17 protein-coding genes and 1 riboswitch are annotated in these 18,306 nt (G+C 61.4%); of the genes, 10 read left to right on the forward strand and 7 right to left on the reverse strand.

The features are described from left to right. From C3Y91_RS18255 to sufA, 6 genes are all read left to right on the forward strand, one after another. Positions 1 to 246, forward strand: a complete 246-nt coding sequence (locus tag C3Y91_RS18255; RefSeq protein WP_011652133.1) for a hypothetical protein — start codon at positions 1 to 3, stop codon at positions 244 to 246. 83 nt (positions 247 to 329) lie between these two features. Then, positions 330 to 1,085, forward strand: a complete 756-nt coding sequence (sufC, locus tag C3Y91_RS18260) for a Fe-S cluster assembly ATPase SufC (protein WP_018483743.1) — start codon at positions 330 to 332, stop codon at positions 1,083 to 1,085. 25 nt (positions 1,086 to 1,110) lie between these two features. Continuing rightward, positions 1,111 to 2,385, forward strand: coding sequence for a Fe-S cluster assembly protein SufD (sufD, locus tag C3Y91_RS18265; RefSeq protein ID WP_024321796.1), 1,275 nt, complete (start codon positions 1,111 to 1,113; stop codon positions 2,383 to 2,385). Positions 2,386 to 2,397: 12 nt separating this feature from the next. Next, complete coding sequence (locus tag C3Y91_RS18270) at positions 2,398 to 3,639, forward strand: cysteine desulfurase (RefSeq protein ID WP_168575661.1); 1,242 nt, start codon at positions 2,398 to 2,400, stop codon at positions 3,637 to 3,639. A gap of 12 nt (positions 3,640 to 3,651) precedes the next feature. Then, positions 3,652 to 4,032 (forward strand): SUF system Fe-S cluster assembly protein, encoded by a 381-nt coding sequence (locus C3Y91_RS18275; protein ID WP_003559708.1) that lies wholly within the window; start codon positions 3,652 to 3,654, stop codon positions 4,030 to 4,032. Between the two features lie 93 nt (positions 4,033 to 4,125). Further along, positions 4,126 to 4,518, forward strand: coding sequence for a Fe-S cluster assembly scaffold SufA (sufA, locus tag C3Y91_RS18280; protein WP_018072227.1), 393 nt, complete (start codon positions 4,126 to 4,128; stop codon positions 4,516 to 4,518). Positions 4,519 to 4,597: 79 nt separating this feature from the next. Here sufA and C3Y91_RS37980 read toward each other — a convergent pair whose 3' ends face one another. Both C3Y91_RS37980 and C3Y91_RS18285 read right to left on the reverse strand, forming a co-directional pair. Continuing rightward, on the reverse strand, positions 4,598 to 5,221 hold the full coding sequence (locus tag C3Y91_RS37980; RefSeq protein ID WP_075225539.1) for a hypothetical protein: 624 nt from the start codon (positions 5,219 to 5,221) through the stop codon (positions 4,598 to 4,600). A gap of 151 nt (positions 5,222 to 5,372) precedes the next feature. Then, positions 5,373 to 5,678 (reverse strand): flagellar basal body rod protein FlgC, encoded by a 306-nt coding sequence (locus C3Y91_RS18285; RefSeq protein ID WP_018072225.1) that lies wholly within the window; start codon positions 5,676 to 5,678, stop codon positions 5,373 to 5,375. A 692-nt stretch (positions 5,679 to 6,370) separates the two neighbouring features. Between C3Y91_RS18285 and C3Y91_RS18290 the strand changes: the two genes are divergently transcribed. Next, positions 6,371 to 8,656, forward strand: a complete 2,286-nt coding sequence (locus C3Y91_RS18290; RefSeq protein WP_024321794.1) for an FdhF/YdeP family oxidoreductase — start codon at positions 6,371 to 6,373, stop codon at positions 8,654 to 8,656. 31 nt (positions 8,657 to 8,687) lie between these two features. On the opposite strand, the gene C3Y91_RS18295 is transcribed toward C3Y91_RS18290, so the two are convergent. Further along, positions 8,688 to 9,734 carry a glycoside hydrolase family 25 protein gene (locus C3Y91_RS18295; protein WP_018072223.1) on the reverse strand — a complete coding sequence of 349 codons (1,047 nt, stop codon included), beginning with the start codon at positions 9,732 to 9,734 and terminating at the stop codon, positions 8,688 to 8,690. Between the two features lie 332 nt (positions 9,735 to 10,066). Next, complete coding sequence (locus C3Y91_RS18300; protein ID WP_018492929.1) at positions 10,067 to 10,690, reverse strand: TetR/AcrR family transcriptional regulator; 624 nt, start codon at positions 10,688 to 10,690, stop codon at positions 10,067 to 10,069. A gap of 95 nt (positions 10,691 to 10,785) precedes the next feature. On the opposite strand from C3Y91_RS18300, the gene C3Y91_RS18305 reads away from it, so the two are divergent. Next, positions 10,786 to 11,754, forward strand: a complete 969-nt coding sequence (locus tag C3Y91_RS18305) for an SDR family NAD(P)-dependent oxidoreductase (protein WP_024321793.1) — start codon at positions 10,786 to 10,788, stop codon at positions 11,752 to 11,754. A 272-nt stretch (positions 11,755 to 12,026) separates the two neighbouring features. On the opposite strand, the gene gcvP is transcribed toward C3Y91_RS18305, so the two are convergent. Genes gcvP through gcvT form a run of 3 tightly spaced genes read right to left on the reverse strand, consistent with a single transcriptional unit; the run spans position 12,027 to position 16,413 of the window. Further along, positions 12,027 to 14,891 carry an aminomethyl-transferring glycine dehydrogenase gene (gene gcvP / locus C3Y91_RS18310; RefSeq protein ID WP_168575662.1) on the reverse strand — a complete coding sequence of 955 codons (2,865 nt, stop codon included), beginning with the start codon at positions 14,889 to 14,891 and terminating at the stop codon, positions 12,027 to 12,029. Then, positions 14,891 to 15,253 carry a glycine cleavage system protein GcvH gene (gene gcvH / locus C3Y91_RS18315; protein WP_017964444.1) on the reverse strand — a complete coding sequence of 121 codons (363 nt, stop codon included), beginning with the start codon at positions 15,251 to 15,253 and terminating at the stop codon, positions 14,891 to 14,893. Before gcvH ends, gcvP begins: the two co-directional genes overlap by 1 nt. A 23-nt stretch (positions 15,254 to 15,276) precedes the next feature. Next, complete coding sequence (gene gcvT, locus C3Y91_RS18320) at positions 15,277 to 16,413, reverse strand: glycine cleavage system aminomethyltransferase GcvT (RefSeq protein WP_018072219.1); 1,137 nt, start codon at positions 16,411 to 16,413, stop codon at positions 15,277 to 15,279. A gap of 156 nt (positions 16,414 to 16,569) precedes the next feature. Continuing rightward, positions 16,570 to 16,662, reverse strand: a riboswitch (glycine riboswitch). Between the two features lie 157 nt (positions 16,663 to 16,819). Here gcvT and C3Y91_RS18325 point away from each other — a divergent pair. Both C3Y91_RS18325 and C3Y91_RS18330 read left to right on the forward strand, forming a co-directional pair. Beyond that, entirely contained in the window at positions 16,820 to 17,200 is a 381-nt protein-coding gene (locus C3Y91_RS18325; protein ID WP_018072217.1) for a hypothetical protein, read from the forward strand. 73 nt (positions 17,201 to 17,273) lie between these two features. Continuing rightward, positions 17,274 to 18,290: a DUF1775 domain-containing protein gene (locus C3Y91_RS18330; RefSeq protein ID WP_168575663.1), complete on the forward strand. Its 1,017-nt coding sequence runs from the start codon at positions 17,274 to 17,276 to the stop codon at positions 18,288 to 18,290. Positions 18,291 to 18,306 lie beyond the last annotated feature (16 nt).

Below are 18,306 nucleotides of genomic sequence, written 5' to 3' on the forward strand. Positions count from 1 at the left end.
ATGAGCGAAGCGGACAAGAAGCGCATTCTTGAACGTCTGACGAATATGCGCGGGGAGATATTGGCGAAAATTCGCCCCCGCGAGCTAAGAAACGAGACCGAAACGCCGCCGGAGCAGCCTTATGTGTTTCTCCGGCAGCGCATGGAAAAACCGGGAAAGATCATTCAGGGGATCTCGGATTTTCTCGAATGGGTTGGGCTCGTAACGGTCGCGGTTTTCCGCGTCGTCCGTTTTTTTGCTCGATAGCGCCGAGCGCAACATATCGATGTCCCTTAGAAATTACGCGAGGCTCTTAGTGAGCTGCGCAGAGAAAAACGCAGGAACCAAAGATGCTTGAAATTAAGAACCTTCATGCCCGTATCGCCGAAGATGGCACCGAGATCATCCGTGGCCTGAACCTGACGGTGAAGGCCGGCGAAGTTGCCGCTATCATGGGGCCCAACGGCTCCGGCAAGTCGACGCTCTCCTATGTGCTGTCCGGCCGCAGTGATTACGAAGTTACCGAGGGTGATATTCTCTATAATGGCGAGAGCATTCTCGATCTCGATCCAGCCGAGCGCGCCGCCAAGGGCATCTTCCTCGCCTTCCAGTATCCGGTCGAAATTCCGGGCGTTGCCACCATGCAGTTCCTGAAGGTCGCGATGAACGAGCAGCGCAAGGCACGCGGCGAGGACGAGCTGACGACGCCGGATTTCATGCGCCGCGTCAAGGATGCGGCCGGCAAGCTGCAGATCAATACCGAGATGCTGAAGCGGCCGCTCAACGTCGGCTTCTCCGGCGGCGAGAAGAAGCGCGCCGAGATTCTGCAGATGGCGCTGCTCGAACCGAAGCTCTGCGTGCTCGACGAAACCGATTCCGGCCTCGACATCGACGCGCTGAAGATCGTCGCCGACGGCGTCAACGCGCTGCGTTCACCGGACCGCGCCGTCGTCGTCATCACCCACTACCAGCGCCTGCTCGACTATATCGTGCCGGATACCGTCCATGTGCTCTACAAGGGCCAGGTGATCAAGTCGGGCGACAAGACGCTGGCGCATGAGCTGGAAGCCAACGGCTATGCCGACATCATCGGCGCGGCAGCCTGAGTTTCGGGCGGAAAGGACGACGTCCATGAACATGCAGACGACAAGCCGCCTGACCGCGGCCGAGGCGGCGCTGATCGAGGCCTTCAACCAGCAGATCGGTGAACTGCCGGGCAACGGCGCGGTAACAGTACTGCGCGACCGGCTTCTCGACGACCTGAAGAAGGCCGGCTTGCCGACGCGCCGGATCGAGGCCTGGCACTATACCGATCTCAAGAATCTCTTGCGCACTGTCCCGTTGCAGGCGGGTGATGCCGGCTCGGACGCTTTGGAGCCGCTCGTTGCCGAGGCCACGGTGCTGGCGGTGATCCAGGGCCATTCCAACCAGAAGGCTGCCGCCGATGGTCTTGGCGTTTCGCCCTATTCCGAACATCTGCTCGACGGCTCCGCCGCGGACGGCCTGGATGCGCTCGGCAGCGACGACGCGGTCGGCCGCATCAATGGCAGCTTCGTGCGCGACGGCTATGTCATCGACGTGCCTGCCAAGACCGAGCTTGAAAACCCGCTCGAAATCCAGTTCATCCATGCGGGCGGGCAGACGCATACCCGCCTTCCCGTGTCCTTTGGTGCCGGTGTGAAGGCGACCGTCATCGAGCGTCACCTTGCGGTATCAGGCGATGCGGCCCTCGTGTCCCACGTCAGTGACATCACGGTGGGCGAAGGCACGGAACTGACCTGGATCATCCTGCAGCAGCAGGGAGCCGACGATACGCATCTCGGCCAGATCCGCATCGATCTCGGCGCTGACGCCAAGCTCCGGCTTTTCGTCATCAATGCCGGCGGCAAGCTGGTGCGCCAGGAGCTTAACATCAAGGTGACGGGCGAGGGCGCCGACCTGACGCTGCGCGGCATCAACCTGCTCGGCGGTGACAGCCATACCGACGTGACGATGGTGCTCGGCCACGACGTGCCGAATACCGGCTCGACCGAAGTGATCCGCAACGTCGTCTTCGACCGCGCCAAAGGTGTCTTCCAGGGCATGATCCGGGTCGCGCCCGATGCGCAGAAGACTGATGCCAAGATGGCCTGCAACACGCTGCTGATGTCCGACGATGCCGAATTCTCGGTCAAGCCCGAGCTCGAGATCTTCGCCGACGACGTCCAGTGCGGCCATGGCGCGACGGTGACCGATATCGACGCCAATCACCTCTATTACATGATGGCGCGCGGCATTCCGGAGAACAAGGCGCGGGCGATGCTCGTCAACGCCTTCGTCGCCGAGATTGTCGAGGAACTGGAAGACGAGGCCCTGGTCGAGGCGCTGGAAGGCGTGATTTCGGCCTGGCTCCAAAAGCACGCCTGATCGGATATATCAATGGACAAGATAGTGCCGGCCACGCAATACGACGTCGAAGCCATCCGTCGGGATTTTCCGATCCTGGCGGAGAAGGTGTACGGCAAGCCGCTGGTCTATCTCGACAACGGCGCATCGGCGCAGAAGCCGCAGGTGGTGATCGACGCCATCTCGCATGCCTATTCGCATGAATACGCCAATGTGCATCGCGGCCTGCACTATCTCTCGAATGCGGCGACAGACGCCTATGAGGCAGCGCGCGAGAAGGTGCGCCGCTTCCTCAACGCCCCCTCGGTCAACGACATCGTCTTCACCAAGAATTCGACGGAAGCGATCAACACTGTCGCCTACGGCTGGGGCATGCCGAAGATCGGCGAAGGCGACGAGATCGTCCTGACGATCATGGAGCACCATTCCAACATCGTGCCCTGGCACTTCATCCGCGAGCGGCAGGGCGCCAAGCTTGTCTGGGTGCCCGTGGATGACGAAGGCGCCTTCCATATCGAAGATTTCGAGAAAAGCCTGACGGAGCGCACCAAGCTTGTCGCCATCACCCATATGTCGAATGCGCTCGGCACGATCGTTCCCGTCAAGGAAGTCTGCCGGATCGCGCATGAGCGCGGCATCCCGGTGCTGATCGACGGCAGCCAGGGCGCCGTGCATCTGCCTGTCGACGTGCAGGATGTCGATTGCGATTGGTACGTCATGACCGGTCACAAGCTCTACGGCCCGTCGGGCATCGGCGTGCTCTACGGCAAGAAGGAGCGGCTTTTTGAGATGCGGCCATTCCAGGGCGGCGGAGAGATGATCTTCGAGGTCGCCGAGGATATGGTCACTTATAACGACCCGCCGCATCGCTTCGAGGCCGGCACGCCGCCGATCGTGCAGGCGATCGGGCTCGGCTATGCGCTCGACTACATGGAGAAGGTTGGCCGCGAGGCGATCGCCCGCCATGAGGCCGATCTTGCCGCCTATGCGGTCGAGCGGCTGAAATCCGTCAATTCGCTACGTGTCTTTGGGACGGCGCCTGACAAGGGAAGCATCTTTTCCTTCGAGCTTGCCGGTATCCATGCCCATGACGTCTCGATGGTGATCGACCGGCAGGGTGTTGCGGTCAGGGCCGGCACGCATTGCGCCATGCCGCTCTTGAAACGCTTCGGCGTCACCTCCACATGCCGTGCATCCTTCGGCATGTACAATACCCGCGCCGAGGTCGATGCCCTGGCCGATGCGCTTGAATATGCGCGCAAGTTCTTTGCTTGAGGAGTGTCCGTGATGAGCCTGGACGAAAGCGAACAGAAGATCGACGTGCGCGAAGGCATCGTGCATTCCAGTATCCCGGCCGATGAGCTGGCGCGGCTGAGCGACGACGTCATCAGCGCGCTGAAGACCGTCTACGATCCGGAGATTCCCGCCGACATCTTCGAACTCGGTCTGATCTATAAGATCGACATCGAAGACGACCGGATGGTGAAGATCATGATGACGCTGACCGCCCCCGGCTGCCCGGTAGCCGGCGAGATGCCCGGCTGGGTCGAAAACGCCGTCGGCGCCGTCGAAGGCGTGTCGGGCGTCGAGGTGGCCATGACTTTCGATCCGCCGTGGACGCCGGACCGCATGTCGGAAGAGGCACAGGTCGCCGTAGGCTGGTACTGACATCCCGCGGTATTGATCCGTTTACTTCAGGGTACTACATTTGAATCACGAAGCGCCGGATCTTGACCCCGGTTGCGGAAGGAGAATGAGCCGATGGGCTTTGCAATCATGAGCATGACGGACGGTGCTGCGGCCCGCGTCAAGGCGATCGTCGAGAACTCAGGACCTGATGCCAAGGGCGTGCGCGTCGGCATCAAGAAGGGCGGCTGCGCCGGGATGGAATATACCATCGACCTGGTGACCGAGCCCAACGCCAAGGACGACCTGATCGAGCGCGACGGTGCCAAAGTATGGGTCGAGCCCTCCGCAGCTCTCTATCTGCTCGGCACCGAGATGGGCTTCGAAACGACGACGCTCCGCTCCGGCTTCACCTTCACCAATCCGAACCAGACATCGGCCTGCGGCTGCGGCGAATCCGTCGAGCTGAAGCCCGCCGATCTCGCGGCCCTTGCCGCACAGCGCCAGGGCGAGCCGGCGCATTCCTAGGCCATTGAGTCAGCAGAGACAGTCCGCCAGCCAATTCCTGATGAAACGAGTCCGCCTAGTCGAGCCTTTGTAGCTCGCTTTATGGACGAGCAAAGCGAGGCGCCGCGCCACATGCTGTGTCCTGCTCAGCAGAACTTGTCATAAAAAACGACTGCGAATGGGAACGTGTCTCGATGTCTAGGAAAGAGACGACACGGCAGGCGTGGGGGTTGTTCCCGGCCAATCGAATACCAAGGTTGGTGGAAAATAGTGGATCCGGGTTCCAATATTCGTAACCTCCGGTACTGAGGAGTTCATCCCGTTCGACAAGAAATGTCGCTCTCAGTAGCTCTTCCTCGTCCGTAGAGATTGGCTCCGCTCTCTGCGCAAGTTTGATCTCGCACGAACGTTTTGATTTGCCACGATTGGATGGATGCTCGGCTTCCACGACCACGAAACGAGATCCAGGGACCTCCCAGCGCTGTTCAGCCACTTCGTACCCAGATATAAGCGGAAAGGGCACCCCAGGAGCGGTCACCGGGGCCACCGTCCTAACATCACGTCCAAGGTCGCGTAATCCTGTTGCATCAAAGTCTTTGCCTGTCTCTACGGCAATTCGACACCGTGTGAACAGGTCACGCCAAACGCTGGAAAGGTCTTCGCTAGCGCCGGCACCGGTTATCAGAGCTAAATTCAGAAGAGCTGACAAGGTAATGTGGCGCAAGCGGAATTCTCTCCCGAAGGGATGTATGAGCCCCGATAGGAGCAATTGCTCTAGGGTTGCTGATTTCGCAACGGCCACGGCCAGTACGTGGATCGGCACAAGTGTGATGTAAAACAGAATTATTACAGCGCCACGACTTTGAGGATCGTGCTCAGTCGCGCTTGATGCTCATGAGCATTTCCCACATGTCTGCGCCAGTCTCGAAGACCACGGCATTTGCCTTGTAGCTCTGCTCGGCTTCGATCAGGTCGGTGAGTTCGGTGGCCGGATCGACATCTGACGCAGTCGGGCTAACGACGGCCTGGACGCCGCCTGGTTCAACGGAGGTGAGGCTGGTGTTCAGCCTGGCATAGCCCGGCGTGCTGCTGTTTGCGATGTTGTTGGCAATCGCGCTAACCCGCGTCGTCTGTGCCCGCATTCCCGAAAGAGCAGTGCTCGAAATACCCGATATGCTCATCAGCCGTTTCCCCTGAACTGGCTGGTAACCTTCTAGCTGCGAGGATTTAGGAAATGCTGAAGGCTTTGCGTTAGCAAAAGCCTTCGGTCAGGGTCTTGTGCCGTCGCCTCCGTTCCGGATTGGCACGGGACTATATCCAGAATCGGCGGCAGTGGAGCACCTTGCGACGGTTTTCGAGTTCGATACGGTCAATGGCTATTCTCTTGGCTGGAATCAACGAATTGCGGAGATGGGGCGATCTGGCTGCGCGGTTGGCAATTTTGCGTTCCTGCTTCGCTGGCCTCGAAAGAATCGTAGAGCAAGTTTGAAATGCGGGACATTCAATGCTGGTGTAGCCGGACCTATACTTCTGTTAGGTTTCAGCGCGCACGACGAGGTGGGGACAGGATGCCTGGATCAACAAGATCATCCCCAATACCTATGTATAGTTTCGTGGCCTGCTGCCGGGACGTAAGGTCTGGCTGTCTCTCGGAAGTGACTTCCATGTGGAGACCGGCACCGCGAATGTGCCGATAGACATCGGCATGTCCCCTCCCGCGCCGAGTCTCGTGGATCCCATGATCCGCCAGGACCGCTCCGCCCCCTCGGAGCGGTCCGATCTTTTTTAAAAGCACGTCCGCGCCATCTATCGCATGGCATCCCTTTGCATTGATAATAGGCGCTGGCCCTCGGACGGATTTGTGGAGCAGGTGATGACCAAGAAGCGGCCGAAAGGCATCGAGAAATACACGGCCCCTGCCGGCGGTTGGGGTGCACTCAAAGCCGTCGCCGAAACCCTTGCGCGCCAGCAGGTCATTGCGCAGGGGGCTGCGACGCTGCTGAAAGCCAATCAGCCCGAGGGTTTCGATTGTCCGGGCTGCGCCTGGCCCGATCCCAAACATACGAGTTCGTTCGAGTTCTGTGAAAACGGCGCCAAGGCGATCACCTGGGAATCCACGGCGAAACGTGCCGGGCCCGACTTTTTCGCGGCGCATACGGTCGCCGAACTGTGGCAATGGAACGACCACCAGCTGGAAGACCAGGGCCGCCTGACGCACCCGCTGGTCTATGATCACGCCAGCGACCGTTACCTGCCGATCGGCTGGGAGGAAGCCTTCACGTTGATCGGCGCCGAACTGCGCAAACTGCCCGATCCTGATATGGCCGAATTCTACACATCGGGACGCGCCTCGAACGAGGCGGCATTCCTGTTCCAGCTTTTCGTCAGGGCCTACGGCACCAACAATTTTCCCGACTGTTCGAACATGTGCCATGAGGCGACCAGCGTCGGCCTGCCGGAGTCGATCGGGGTCGGCAAGGGCACGGTGACGCTCGAGGATTTCGATCACACCGATGCCATCTTCAGCTTCGGCCACAATCCCGGCACCAACCACCCGCGGATGATGACCACTCTGCATGATGCCGCAAGACGCGGCGTCCCGATCGTGGTCTTCAATCCCCTGAAAGAACGCGCGCTCGAGAAATTTGCGGCACCGCAGAACCCGGTGGAAATGGCGACGATGTCTTCGACGCCCATCGCATCGGCTTATCATCAGCTGCGCACCGGCGGGGATCTCGCTGCCCTCAAGGGCCTGATGAAGCGGATATTCGAGCGCGACGATGCCGATATCGCGGCAGGCGGCAAAGGCTTTCTTGACCGGGAATTCATCGAAGCCCACACGATCGGACTGGAGGCTCTCAAGGCCGATATTGCAAAGACGGAGTGGGCGTCAATCCTGAAGAGATCAGGATTGACGCTCGAGGCGCTCGACAGCGCCGTTGATGTCTATCTCAACGCCCGCAACGTCATCCTCTGTTATGGCATGGGCATCACCCAGCACAGCCACGGCACTGCCAATGTCCAGCAGCTTGCCAATTTCCTGATATTGCGGGGAAATATCGGCCGCCAGGGCGCCGGTATCTGCCCGCTGCGGGGGCATTCGAACGTTCAGGGCGACCGGACCGTCGGAATCACCGAGATCCCCAACACGGCGCTTCTCGACGGCATGGAGAAGGCCTTTGGCTTTCGCCCGCCGGAGGAGAAGGGCCATAACGCCGTCGAGGCCATCGAGGCGATCATCGAAGGCCGGTCGAAGGCGCTGGTCTGCCTCGGCGGCAATCTCGCCGTCGCCATATCCGATCCGGAGGCGACATTCGCCGGCATGCGCAAGCTCGACCTTGCCGTCCATCTGGCGACAAAGCCCAACCGCTCGCACCTGCTGATCGCCCGAACCTCCATCATCCTTCCCGTTCTCGGCCGCACCGACCAGGATATTCAGACGACGGGACCGCAATCGGTGACCGTCGAGGATTCCATGTCGATGGTGCACGCCTCGCGTGGTTTCCTGAAACCACCAGGCGAAGAGCTGAGATCCGAACCGGCGATCATCGCCGGCATCGCCAAGGCAACGCTCGGCGTCAAATACGGTATCGATTGGGACGGGATGATCAGCGATTACAATCGCATTCGGGAAAAGATCGAAGTGGTCTTTCCCGATTTCCATGATTTCAACACACGGGTCAGGAAACCCGGCGGCTTCCGGCTAACGGTGGCGGCCTCCGACCGGCAATGGCGCACGCCCTCAGGAAAAGCACAGTTCCTCATCGCGCCTGGGCTGGAGGAAGATCCGCGCCTTGCAGACGCAGACACACTGGTTCTGACAACGCTGCGCAGTCACGACCAGTACAACACGACAATCTACAGCCTGGACGACCGCTATCGTGGCGTCTTCGGCCGCCGTGACGTGATCTTCATGAACAGCGGGGATCTCTCCGCACGCGGCCTTGCCGATGGCGATAAGGTTGATATCGAGTCGGTTGCTGAAACCAGCAGCAGGGCGGTCAGAGGCTTCACCGCAGTGGCCTACGATATCCCTGTTGGCTCCATCGCCGGATATTATCCCGAGATGAACAGGGTCATCGCGCTTGGCGATTACGACCGGAAATCGGGAACGCCTGCCTACAAAGGCGTGCCGGTGAAGGTGCAGAAGTCCGCATGAGGACGGGGCAAGCGGCCTGGCGGGCTTTCGGCTATCGCGACGCCACCCAGTCGTGCCAGTCGCTTTCATTGCCGTTGAACACGTTGAGGTCGATCTTGCCGTCAACGCCATCGGAAAGGCCGGAGCCGGAATATTGCCAGAAGAGCCACTTGCGGCCCGGATAGACCTTGGAGGGGTGAGCGGCCACGGAGCGCAGCCAGAAGGGGTAGTCGAGCAGTTGGCCCTTCAAATTGTCGCGGTAGAAGTCCGGCGCCGTGTAGATGATCGGGCGCTGGCCGTAATAGCGCTCCAGCTTGTCCATGAAGACCTGCATCTTTTCCCGGACACGTGCGGGAGAGATTCGCCTCTTGCAGCTCGATTCGCCATTCCATTCAACGTCGATGACGGGCGGAAGAGCGTTGGCTTCCCTTGGCACGTTGCGGATGAACCAGTCGGCCTGTTCGCCGGCTGTTCGGCACCAGTAGAAGAAGTGATAGGCGCCGTGTTTCAGGCCGGCTTCCTTGGCGCGGCGCCAGTTCTTCTTGAACATCGGATCGAGGTGATCGCCGCCGTCCGTGGCCTTGATGTAGACGAAGTTCGCGCCTTGCCTCCGCAACGTCTCCCAATCGATCTCGCCCTGCCAGCGCGACACGTCGACGCCGTGCACGGCAAGCTTTCTCGGCGAGGTGGAGCCGAAGTTGATCGGCTTGGCATCGCGGAAGCGGTGGCCGTAAATTTGGCCGCGTGTCGGCGATCTCGTGCCGACATCGGGCATTGCATTGCCGGCGGGATTGGCCGGCATCAGCAGCGCGACCGGTTTATCTGTCGGCAGCGGCATGCCAACCGGCCTGTCGGCGGGCACGAGCGCCTGCGGCTCGGGAACCTCTCCCGCCCAGCGCAACGCCTGCTGCGGCGGGCTTGCCTGCGGCGCTGGATCGCCGACGGCGGCAGCCGGTATCGGGCCGCTCGGCTGGGCGATAGCATTGGTCGTTTCCGGTGACGGCACGTTGCCCAGCACATCTTCGGCGCCAGAACTGGCAGCGCATCCCGACAGGATCAGGGCGGCGAGGAGGATTGCTGGCACTGCCGAGGGACGCATAAGAACCTGCACGCAAAACAAGGGATCGACGGTGATCCATGTTGATGGAAGCCGCCTTTATGAATTGCTAACAGAGACTTGCTAAGAAAGGTTAAATTTGATCCTTGTGCGCCAAAGGCATGCAGCCCCTCCCAACCTGTAGGAGGGGCTTGCCCATTTGCTGCTACTCAGCCGCCTCGGCGTAGCTTTCCACCGGCGGGCAGGTGCAGATCAGGTTGCGGTCGCCATAGACGTTGTCGACGCGGTTGACCGGCGACCAGCATTTGTCGACGCGGAAGGCGTCGGGCAGGAAGCCGGATCTGAGACGGCCGTGCCGGAGTGGTACGACAGCCTCAGCGACTGGCTCTCATGCCCGCTATCAGAATATCGATGAGTTGCCTTGCCGCATCCCGCCAGGCGGGGCCACAGCTGATGCTCGCGCCGCCCGCCAGGGCGCGCAGGATATCGAGCGGGTCCATCGCCAGACGGATTTCACCGGTGGCGACTGCGCGATCCACCAGCAGATTGACGGCACCTATGATCAAATCGGCAGAATCGGCATAGAGCTCGGAGGTGCCGCCGACCAAAGAATCCAGCACTTCGGACATGCCGTGTTTCGTCACGACATAATCCACGAACTGCACCAGCCACAGGCGGAGCGCTTCGACAGGCGGATGTGTCTCGGCAAGGCTTTTGGCGGCAGCGGCAAGCTGCGTCGTCTCGTTGCGGTAGATGGCGGAAACCAGTGCATCGCGCGTCGGGAAATGGCGATAGAGTGTGCCGATGCCAACGCCGGCGATGCGGGCGATTTCCTCCAGGCTGGCGCTGGAACCCTTGTCGGCAAAAACGGTCTTTGCCGTTTCCATCAGCAGAAGACGATTGCGTTCGGCATCCGCACGCGGCTTTCGGACCGTGGGCTCGTCACTTTTTTTGGCCATTTCCGAGAGGTCCCCTTGATAAGCGGAGGCGCCCTCCATATTTATGTGGAGGCACCCTCCTTTTATTTCATTTGAGGCCGGCGGGCAATGGTCCACCAGCCTGGAGCGGTGCGTCCATGATCAAGGAGATAATCATGAGTGGACTTTTTGGCGCGACATCAACCACCGATGAGGTGCTTGCCGGCGTCGATCTCAAGGGCAAGCGCGTTCTGGTGACGGGTATTTCGGCCGGCCTCGGCGTGGAAACCGCGCGTGTGCTGGCGGCCCATGGAGCGCTGGTGACGGGTACGGCACGTGACCTTGCAAAGGCGAGGGCGGCAACGGAAGTCGTGCGCGCCGGTGCGGCCAATGGCGGCAGCCTGGATATCGTCGAGCTTGATCTTGCCTCTCTGACAAGCGTGCGCGCCTGCGCCGATGCGCTCACTTCGGATGGCCGCCCCTTCGATGTCGTCATTGCCAATGCCGGCGTAATGGCCGCTCCCTTCGGCCGCACCGCCGATGGCTTCGAAACGCAGTTCGGCACCAACCATCTCGGTCATTTCGTGCTGGTCAACCGCATCGCACCGCTCGTCAAATCGGGCGGCCGAGTGGTGATCGTCGCATCCTCGGGCCATCGCATGGCACCTTTCAGCCTCGACGATCTCAATTTCGAGAGCAAGACCTATGAGCCCTGGGCGGCCTATGCCCAGTCGAAAACCGCAAATATCCTGTTCGCGGTGGAACTCGACCGGCGCCTCAAGGAGCGCGGCATCCGTGCAACGGCACTGCATCCCGGCGGCATCCAGACCGAGCTCGACCGTCATCTCGACCCTGACATGATTGAAGGCATGATAGCGCAGATCAACACAGCACTCGCCGCCGAGGGCAAGCCGCCCTTCCAGTGGAAGACGATTCCTCAGGGTGCGGCTACCTCCGTCTGGGCAGGTTTCGTCGCCCCGGCAGATGCGGTCGGCGGCAGATATTGCGAGAATTGCCACGTCTCCGAGGTGACGGATGCGGAGATCAGCCCGATTTCCGAAGGCGTGCGCACCTACGCGCTCGATCCCGAGACGGCCAGGGCATTGTGGGCCAAAAGCGAGGATATGGTCGGCGAGCGCTTCTAGGCCGCAAACCGGCACGCTTCGACGCTGATAAAGTGCAGGGGAACTGGGAAACTGGTGCCCCCTGCCGAGGAATTGAACCTGGATCGGCTGCTAACCAGACAGCTGCTTTTACGTTGAGCTACGCTGGGCGTAGCGTGTTCGCAGACGAACGGAGCTTCGATAGACGGTTAGAGAGCAAGGTTAACCGCGCATTTCTATCGGAATTAGGAAAGCCCCTCCCATGATGGAAGGGGCTCGGGTTGCTCGGCCCTTTGCTGCACCAGGCTTGACCGCTACTCAGCCGCCTCGGCGTAGCTTTCCACCGGCGGGCAGGTGCAGATCAGGTTGCGGTCGCCATAGACGTTGTCGACGCGGTTGACCGGCGACCAGTATTTGTCGACGCGGAAGGCGCCGGGCGGGAAGCAGGCCTGTTCGCGGCTGTAGGGACGATCCCATTCGCCGACGAGATCTTCCACCGTGTGTGGGGCGTTCTTCAGCGGGTTGTTCACCTTGTCCATGCGGCCATCCTCGATGGCGCGGGCTTCCTCGCGGATCGCCAGCATCGCCTCGCAGAAGCGGTCGAGCTCGGCCTTGGTCTCGCTTTCCGTCGGCTCGATCATCAACGTGCCGGCGACCGGCCAGCTCATGGTCGGCGCATGGAAACCGCAGTCGATCAGCCGCTTGGCGACATCGTCGACCGTGACGCCCGAGCTGTCGACCAGCGGACGGGTGTCGATGATGCATTCATGCGCGACGCGGCCGGTCTCCGACTTGTAGAGCACGTCATAGGCGCCCTTCAGCCGGGCGGCGATATAGTTGGCGTTGAGGATCGCCACCTTGGTCGCCTGCGTCAGGCCTTCGCCGCCCATCATCAGGCAATAGCTCCAGGAGATCGGCAGGATCGAGGCGGAGCCGAAAGCGGCGGCTGAAACCGCACCCGAACGGCCGTCGGTTTCGGGATGGCCGGGCAGATAGGGGGCCAGATGCGCCTTGACGCCGATCGGGCCCATGCCGGGTCCGCCGCCGCCATGCGGAATGCAGAAGGTCTTGTGAAGGTTCAAGTGCGAAACGTCGGAGCCGATGTCACCGGGGCGGGACAGGCCAACCATGGCATTCATGTTGGCGCCGTCGAGATAGACCTGGCCGCCATGCTCATGCACCAGATCGCAGATTTCCTTGACGGTCTCCTCGAAGACGCCGTGCGTCGAAGGGTAGGTGATCATGCAGCAGGCTAGGTTTGCCGCATGCTGCTCCACCTTGGCGCGGAAATCGTCGAGATCGATATCGCCGTTTTCACGCACCTTGACGACGACCACCTTCATGCCGACCATCTGGGCCGAGGCCGGGTTGGTGCCGTGTGCCGAGGTCGGGATCAGGCAGACTTCGCGATGGGTATCACCATTGGCGATATGATAGTTGCGGATCGTCAGCAGCCCGGCATATTCGCCCTGCGCGCCGGAATTCGGCTGCATGGAGAAGGCGTCGTAGCCGGTGACGGCGCAGAGCTTTTCGATCAGGTCGTCGATCATCTCGCGGTAGCCGAGCGCCTGGTCGGCCGGCACGAAGGGATGGATGTCGGAAAATTCCGGCCAGGTGATCGGCAGCATTTCCGCCGTCGCGTTGAGCTTCATCGTGCAGGAGCCGAGCGGGATCATCGAGCGGTCGAGCGCCAGATCGCGGTCGGAAAGCCGGCGGATGTAACGCGTCATCTCGCTTTCGGCGCGGTTCATGTGGAAGATCGGATGGGTGAGGTAATCGCTGGTCCGAAGCAGGCCCTTCGGCAGGCGGTAGGAAGGCTCGAAATCGGCAATGGTGAAATTGCCGCCGAAGGCGCGCCAGACGGCTTCGAGCGTCGCCGGCCGGGTGCGTTCGTCGAGGCTCATGCCGATTTTGGTTTCGCCGACCTTGCGCAGATTGACGCCTTCGGCGACGGCGGCACGCAGGATGAGGGCCTGCATGTGGCCGACATCGACGGTGATCGTGTCGAAGAAAGTGTCGGGTTCGACCTTGTAACCGAGCTTTTCCAGCCCCTTGGCCATCAGCACGGCTTTCTGGTGCACCTGCTGGGCGATCGCCTTGATGCCCTTCGGGCCGTGGAAAACGGCGTACATCGAGGCCATGACGGCCAGCAGCACCTGGGCGGTGCAGATGTTCGACGTCGCCTTCTCGCGGCGGATATGCTGTTCGCGGGTCTGCAGCGACAGGCGATAGGCGCGGTTGCCGCGGGCATCGACGGAAACGCCGACGAGGCGGCCGGGCATCGAGCGTTTGATGGCATCCTTGACCGACATGTAGGCTGCGTGCGGGCCGCCGTAGCCGACCGGGACACCGAAGCGCTGCGAGGAGCCGACGGCGATATCGGCGCCCATTTCGCCGGGCGATTTCAGCAGCGTCAGCGCCAGGATATCGGCGGCGACCACGGCGACGGCGCCGGTCTGGTGCAGGCGCGAGATCAGGCCGGTGAAATCATGCACGTGACCGTGCGTGCCGGGATACTGGAAGATTGCGCCGAAGACGTCGACAGGATCGAGATCGGTGAAGGGATTGCCGACGATGACGTTCCAGCCGAGCGGCTCGGCGCGGGTGCGGATGAGGGCGATGGTCTGCGGATGGCAGTCGGCATCGACGAAGAAGGCCCTGGCGTTCGACTTGGCGACGCGCTCGGCGATCGCCATGCCTTCGGCGGCAGCGGTTGCCTCGTCGAGCAGCGAGGCGTTGGCGACATCGAGGCCGGTGAGGTCGCAGATCATCGTCTGGTAGTTCAGGAGCGCTTCCAGGCGGCCCTGGCTGATCTCCGGCTGATAAGGCGTATAGGCGGTGTACCAGGCGGGGTTTTCCAGGATGTTGCGCTGGATGACAGGCGGCGTGATCGTGCCGTAGTAACCTTGGCCGATCAGCGAGACCAGCACCTTGTTCTTGTTGGCGGTCTCGCGCAGCTTGTCGAGCGCCTCGCGCTCGGTCATCGGGGCGCCCCAGACGAGCGGCTCCTTCTGGCGGATCGAGGGCGGCAACGTCGCGTCGATCAGGCCATCGAGGCTATTATAGCCGATCACCTTCAGCATGTCGGTCATCTCGGCCGGCGAGGGGCCGATATGACGGCGATTGGCGAAATCGTAGGGCTGATAGTCGGTGAACTGGAATTCTGTCGGCGTCGTCATTACGCAGTGAGCTCCTTGTAGGCCGCCTCGTCGAGCAGGCCGTCGGCGTCGGCAGCATTTGCAAGCTTCAGCTTGAAGAACCAGCCGGCGCCCTGAGGATCGGAATTGACCAGCGACGGATCTGCAACGATGGCCGGATTGACCTCGGTGATCTCGCCATCAAGCGGACAATAGACGTCGGAAGCAGCCTTGACGGATTCAACGGTCGCGGCATTACCGTTCTTGGAGAAGGTCGCGCCGACTTCCGGCAGCTCGACGAAAACCAGGTCGCCGAGCTGATCGACGGCATAGTTGGTGATGCCGACCGTCGCAACGCCGCCTTCGATCTTCAGCCATTCGTGTTCTTCGGTAAATTTCAGCATTGTTCGTCCTCTCTGGAAAAGGTTTAGCGTTTGTAGGTCGGTGTGACGAAGGGCAGGGCGCTGACGGTGATCGGCAGATATTTGCCGCGCACCTCGGCGTAGACGAGCGTGCCTGGCGCAGCGTGGGAGACCGGCACGTAACCCATGGCGACGGGGCCTTCGACGCTGGGACCGAAGCCGCCTGAGGTGACTTCGCCGATTTCGACCTTGCCCTCAGCATCGGCATAGAGCTTGGCATGGCCGCGCACCGGCGCCTTGCCTTCCGGCTTCAGGCCGACGCGGCGGCGTGCGGCGCCGTTTTCGAGTTCGGACAGGATGCGGCCGGAGCCCGGGAAGCCGCCGGCGCGCGCACCGTTGCCACGCCTTGCCTTCTGCATGGCCCATTCGAGTGCTGCCTCGACCGGCGAGGTGGTCGTGTCGATATCGTTGCCGTAGAGGCAGAGGCCGGCTTCGAGGCGCAGCGAATCGCGGGCGCCGAGGCCGATCGCCTGGACGTCTGGATGTTCGAGCAACCGCATGGTGACATCAACTGCCTTGTCTGATGGGATCGAGATTTCGAAGCCATCCTCGCCGCTGTAGCCGGAGCGAGAGACCAGACAGGAAACGTCGTGCAGGCGGCAGTGGCGCACGTCCATGAATTTCATCGCTGCGACATCAGCCCAGAGTTCGGCAAGAACCGAAACCGCTCGCGGTCCCTGCAGCGCGATCAGAGCGCGATCGAGAACGGTGATGTCGCATTGGTCGCCGATATGGGCCTGGAGATGGGCGACATCGGCCTCCTTGCAGGCGGCGTTGACAACGACGAAGAGGTGCTCGTCGAGATGGGCGATCATCAGGTCGTCGAGAATGCAGCCGGTGTCGTCGGTGAAGAAGCCGTAGCGCTGGCGGCCTTCGGCAAGACCAAGGATATCGACGGGCACCAGGCTTTCGAGCGCCAATGCGGCATCCTCGTAGCTGCCCGACTTCGCCTTCACGATGACCTGGCCCATATGGGAGACATCGAACAAGCCTGCTTCGGCGCGGGTATGAAGATGTTCCTTCATCACGCCCAAGGGATATTGCACCGGCATGTCGTAACCAGCGAACGGCACCATGCGGGCGCCGAGCTGGAGATGCAGGGCATGCAGCGGGGTTTTCTTCAGGGCAGCAGTATCGTCCAAAAGACGCCTCCGGGGTTTGCGCCTTCCCTAGAAGGCGCGGGCTCAAATCTGAAGGCGCGGTTGCGCACTTCTCTCCTGAGCCCCCTCTGTCCCTGTGCCTGAGATTGTTATCCCTTCGGCGAGCGTTTCGAGAACGCTTCTCTCCAGAGTTCCGTCTGCCCCTTGCTGGTCCTTTTGCCTGAGAGTTTCCGGGGCGGTTGCTCCTTCGGCACCGGCAAAAAACGCACCGGCTTCTCCCAACAAGGTTGGCGCAATTATCCGGCGGGTGCAGCACTTGGCAAGACCAAATGTCGTGACCGGGCAAATTTTTGTCGTCTTATTCCCAGCAAGCGTTGATCTCAGGCAAATCTGCTTTTGCATTCCGTGCTAAAACCGGCTATCGCGGCCTTCTGTTGAAGGGGATCTCATGCGGCAGACCGGACTGAAAGCGACGCTCTTCCTGCGCATGCTTTGCGCATTGAGCCTGCTTTTGCTCGGCCTTGCCCATCAGGCGCCGCAGGCTGTCGCCGCCGAAGGCTACGATGCCGCGGCCTATGTGCTGCCCGACGGCACCTTCGCCTCGCTCTGCGTCACGGTGAAGGATGCCGACGGCAAGACCATCGCCTTCAAGCCGAATTGCGAAGCCTGCCGGTTGTCTGCCTCCGTCATCCTGCCGACGCCGGATGCGGACTCCTGGCTCGAGCGCGAACTCACTTCGCTGATCAACGCGCCGATCGAAACATCAGCCGTTTCAGGCGCAAGCGCCGTCTGGCGGCCGAATTCGCGCGCGCCTCCCACCCTCGTCTGATCTTCCTCCACCGCCTATGATTCAGCATGCCGGTCCGCCCGAGAAAATGCCGCGGCCGGCGAGGAGATATCCGATGAAGACCATCAAGACATTTGGCAAAACGCTAGGGCTTGCCGCCCTTCTTTCCGCAACCGCCTTTGCCGGCGCCGAGGCCCATGTGACATTCCTCGACAGAGAGGCGACGCTGGAGAGCACCATTCTCGCCACGCTGCAGGTGCCGCATGGCTGCGACGGCAAGGCGACCACGGAAGTGCGGGTCAAGCTGCCGGAAGGCTTCGTCTTCGCCAAACCGCAGCCGAAGGCCGGCTGGGAGCTCGAGGTGATCAAGGGCGACTATCAGAAGACCTACGACAATCACGGCGACAAGGTGAACAAGGGCGCGATCGAAGTGCGCTGGAAGAACGGCAATCTCTCCGACGATTTCTACGACACCTTCGTCATCCAGGGTAAAGTATCGGGCGTCGAGGCCGGCACCTCGCTCGCCTTTCCGGTGACGCAGATGTGCGGCGATATGGTCACGGCCTGGGACCAGGTGGCAAAAGAAGGCGGCGATGCGCATGGGCTGAAGAGCCCGGCACCGCTCTTGAAGGTCGTGGCCGGCGAAGACCACGGTCACGACCATGACGATATGGCCGGCATGGACATGTCCGGTATGAACATGAGCGGGACGGCGGGCATGGGCGCTGCTACACCGGCTGGCGAAACGGTCAAGGCCGGCGATCTCGAAATCTCCGGCGGGTTCGCCAAGGCAATGCTGCCCGGCCAGCCGGTCGGCGGCGGCTTTTTCACGGTGAAAAACAACGGCAAGACGGACGATCGCTTGCTGTCGGTGACGTCGCCTGTATCAGGCGAGGTTCAGATCCACGAGATGGAGACCAAGGATAACGTCATGCGGATGCGCCAGCTGAAGGACGGTATCGCCATCGCCGCGGGCGAGACGATCAAGCTTGAGCCCGGCAACCTGCATCTGATGTTCCAGAGGGTGAAGACGCCGTTCAAGCAGGGCGACACGGTGCCTGTGACGCTGACCTTCGAAAAGGCCGGCAAGGTCGATCTGGTCCTGCAGGTGCTCTCCGCCCAGGGCAAGTGAGAGCAGCGATTCAAAG

Source organism: Rhizobium ruizarguesonis (genome assembly GCF_012349115.1).
GTDB lineage: Bacteria > Pseudomonadota > Alphaproteobacteria > Rhizobiales > Rhizobiaceae > Rhizobium > Rhizobium ruizarguesonis.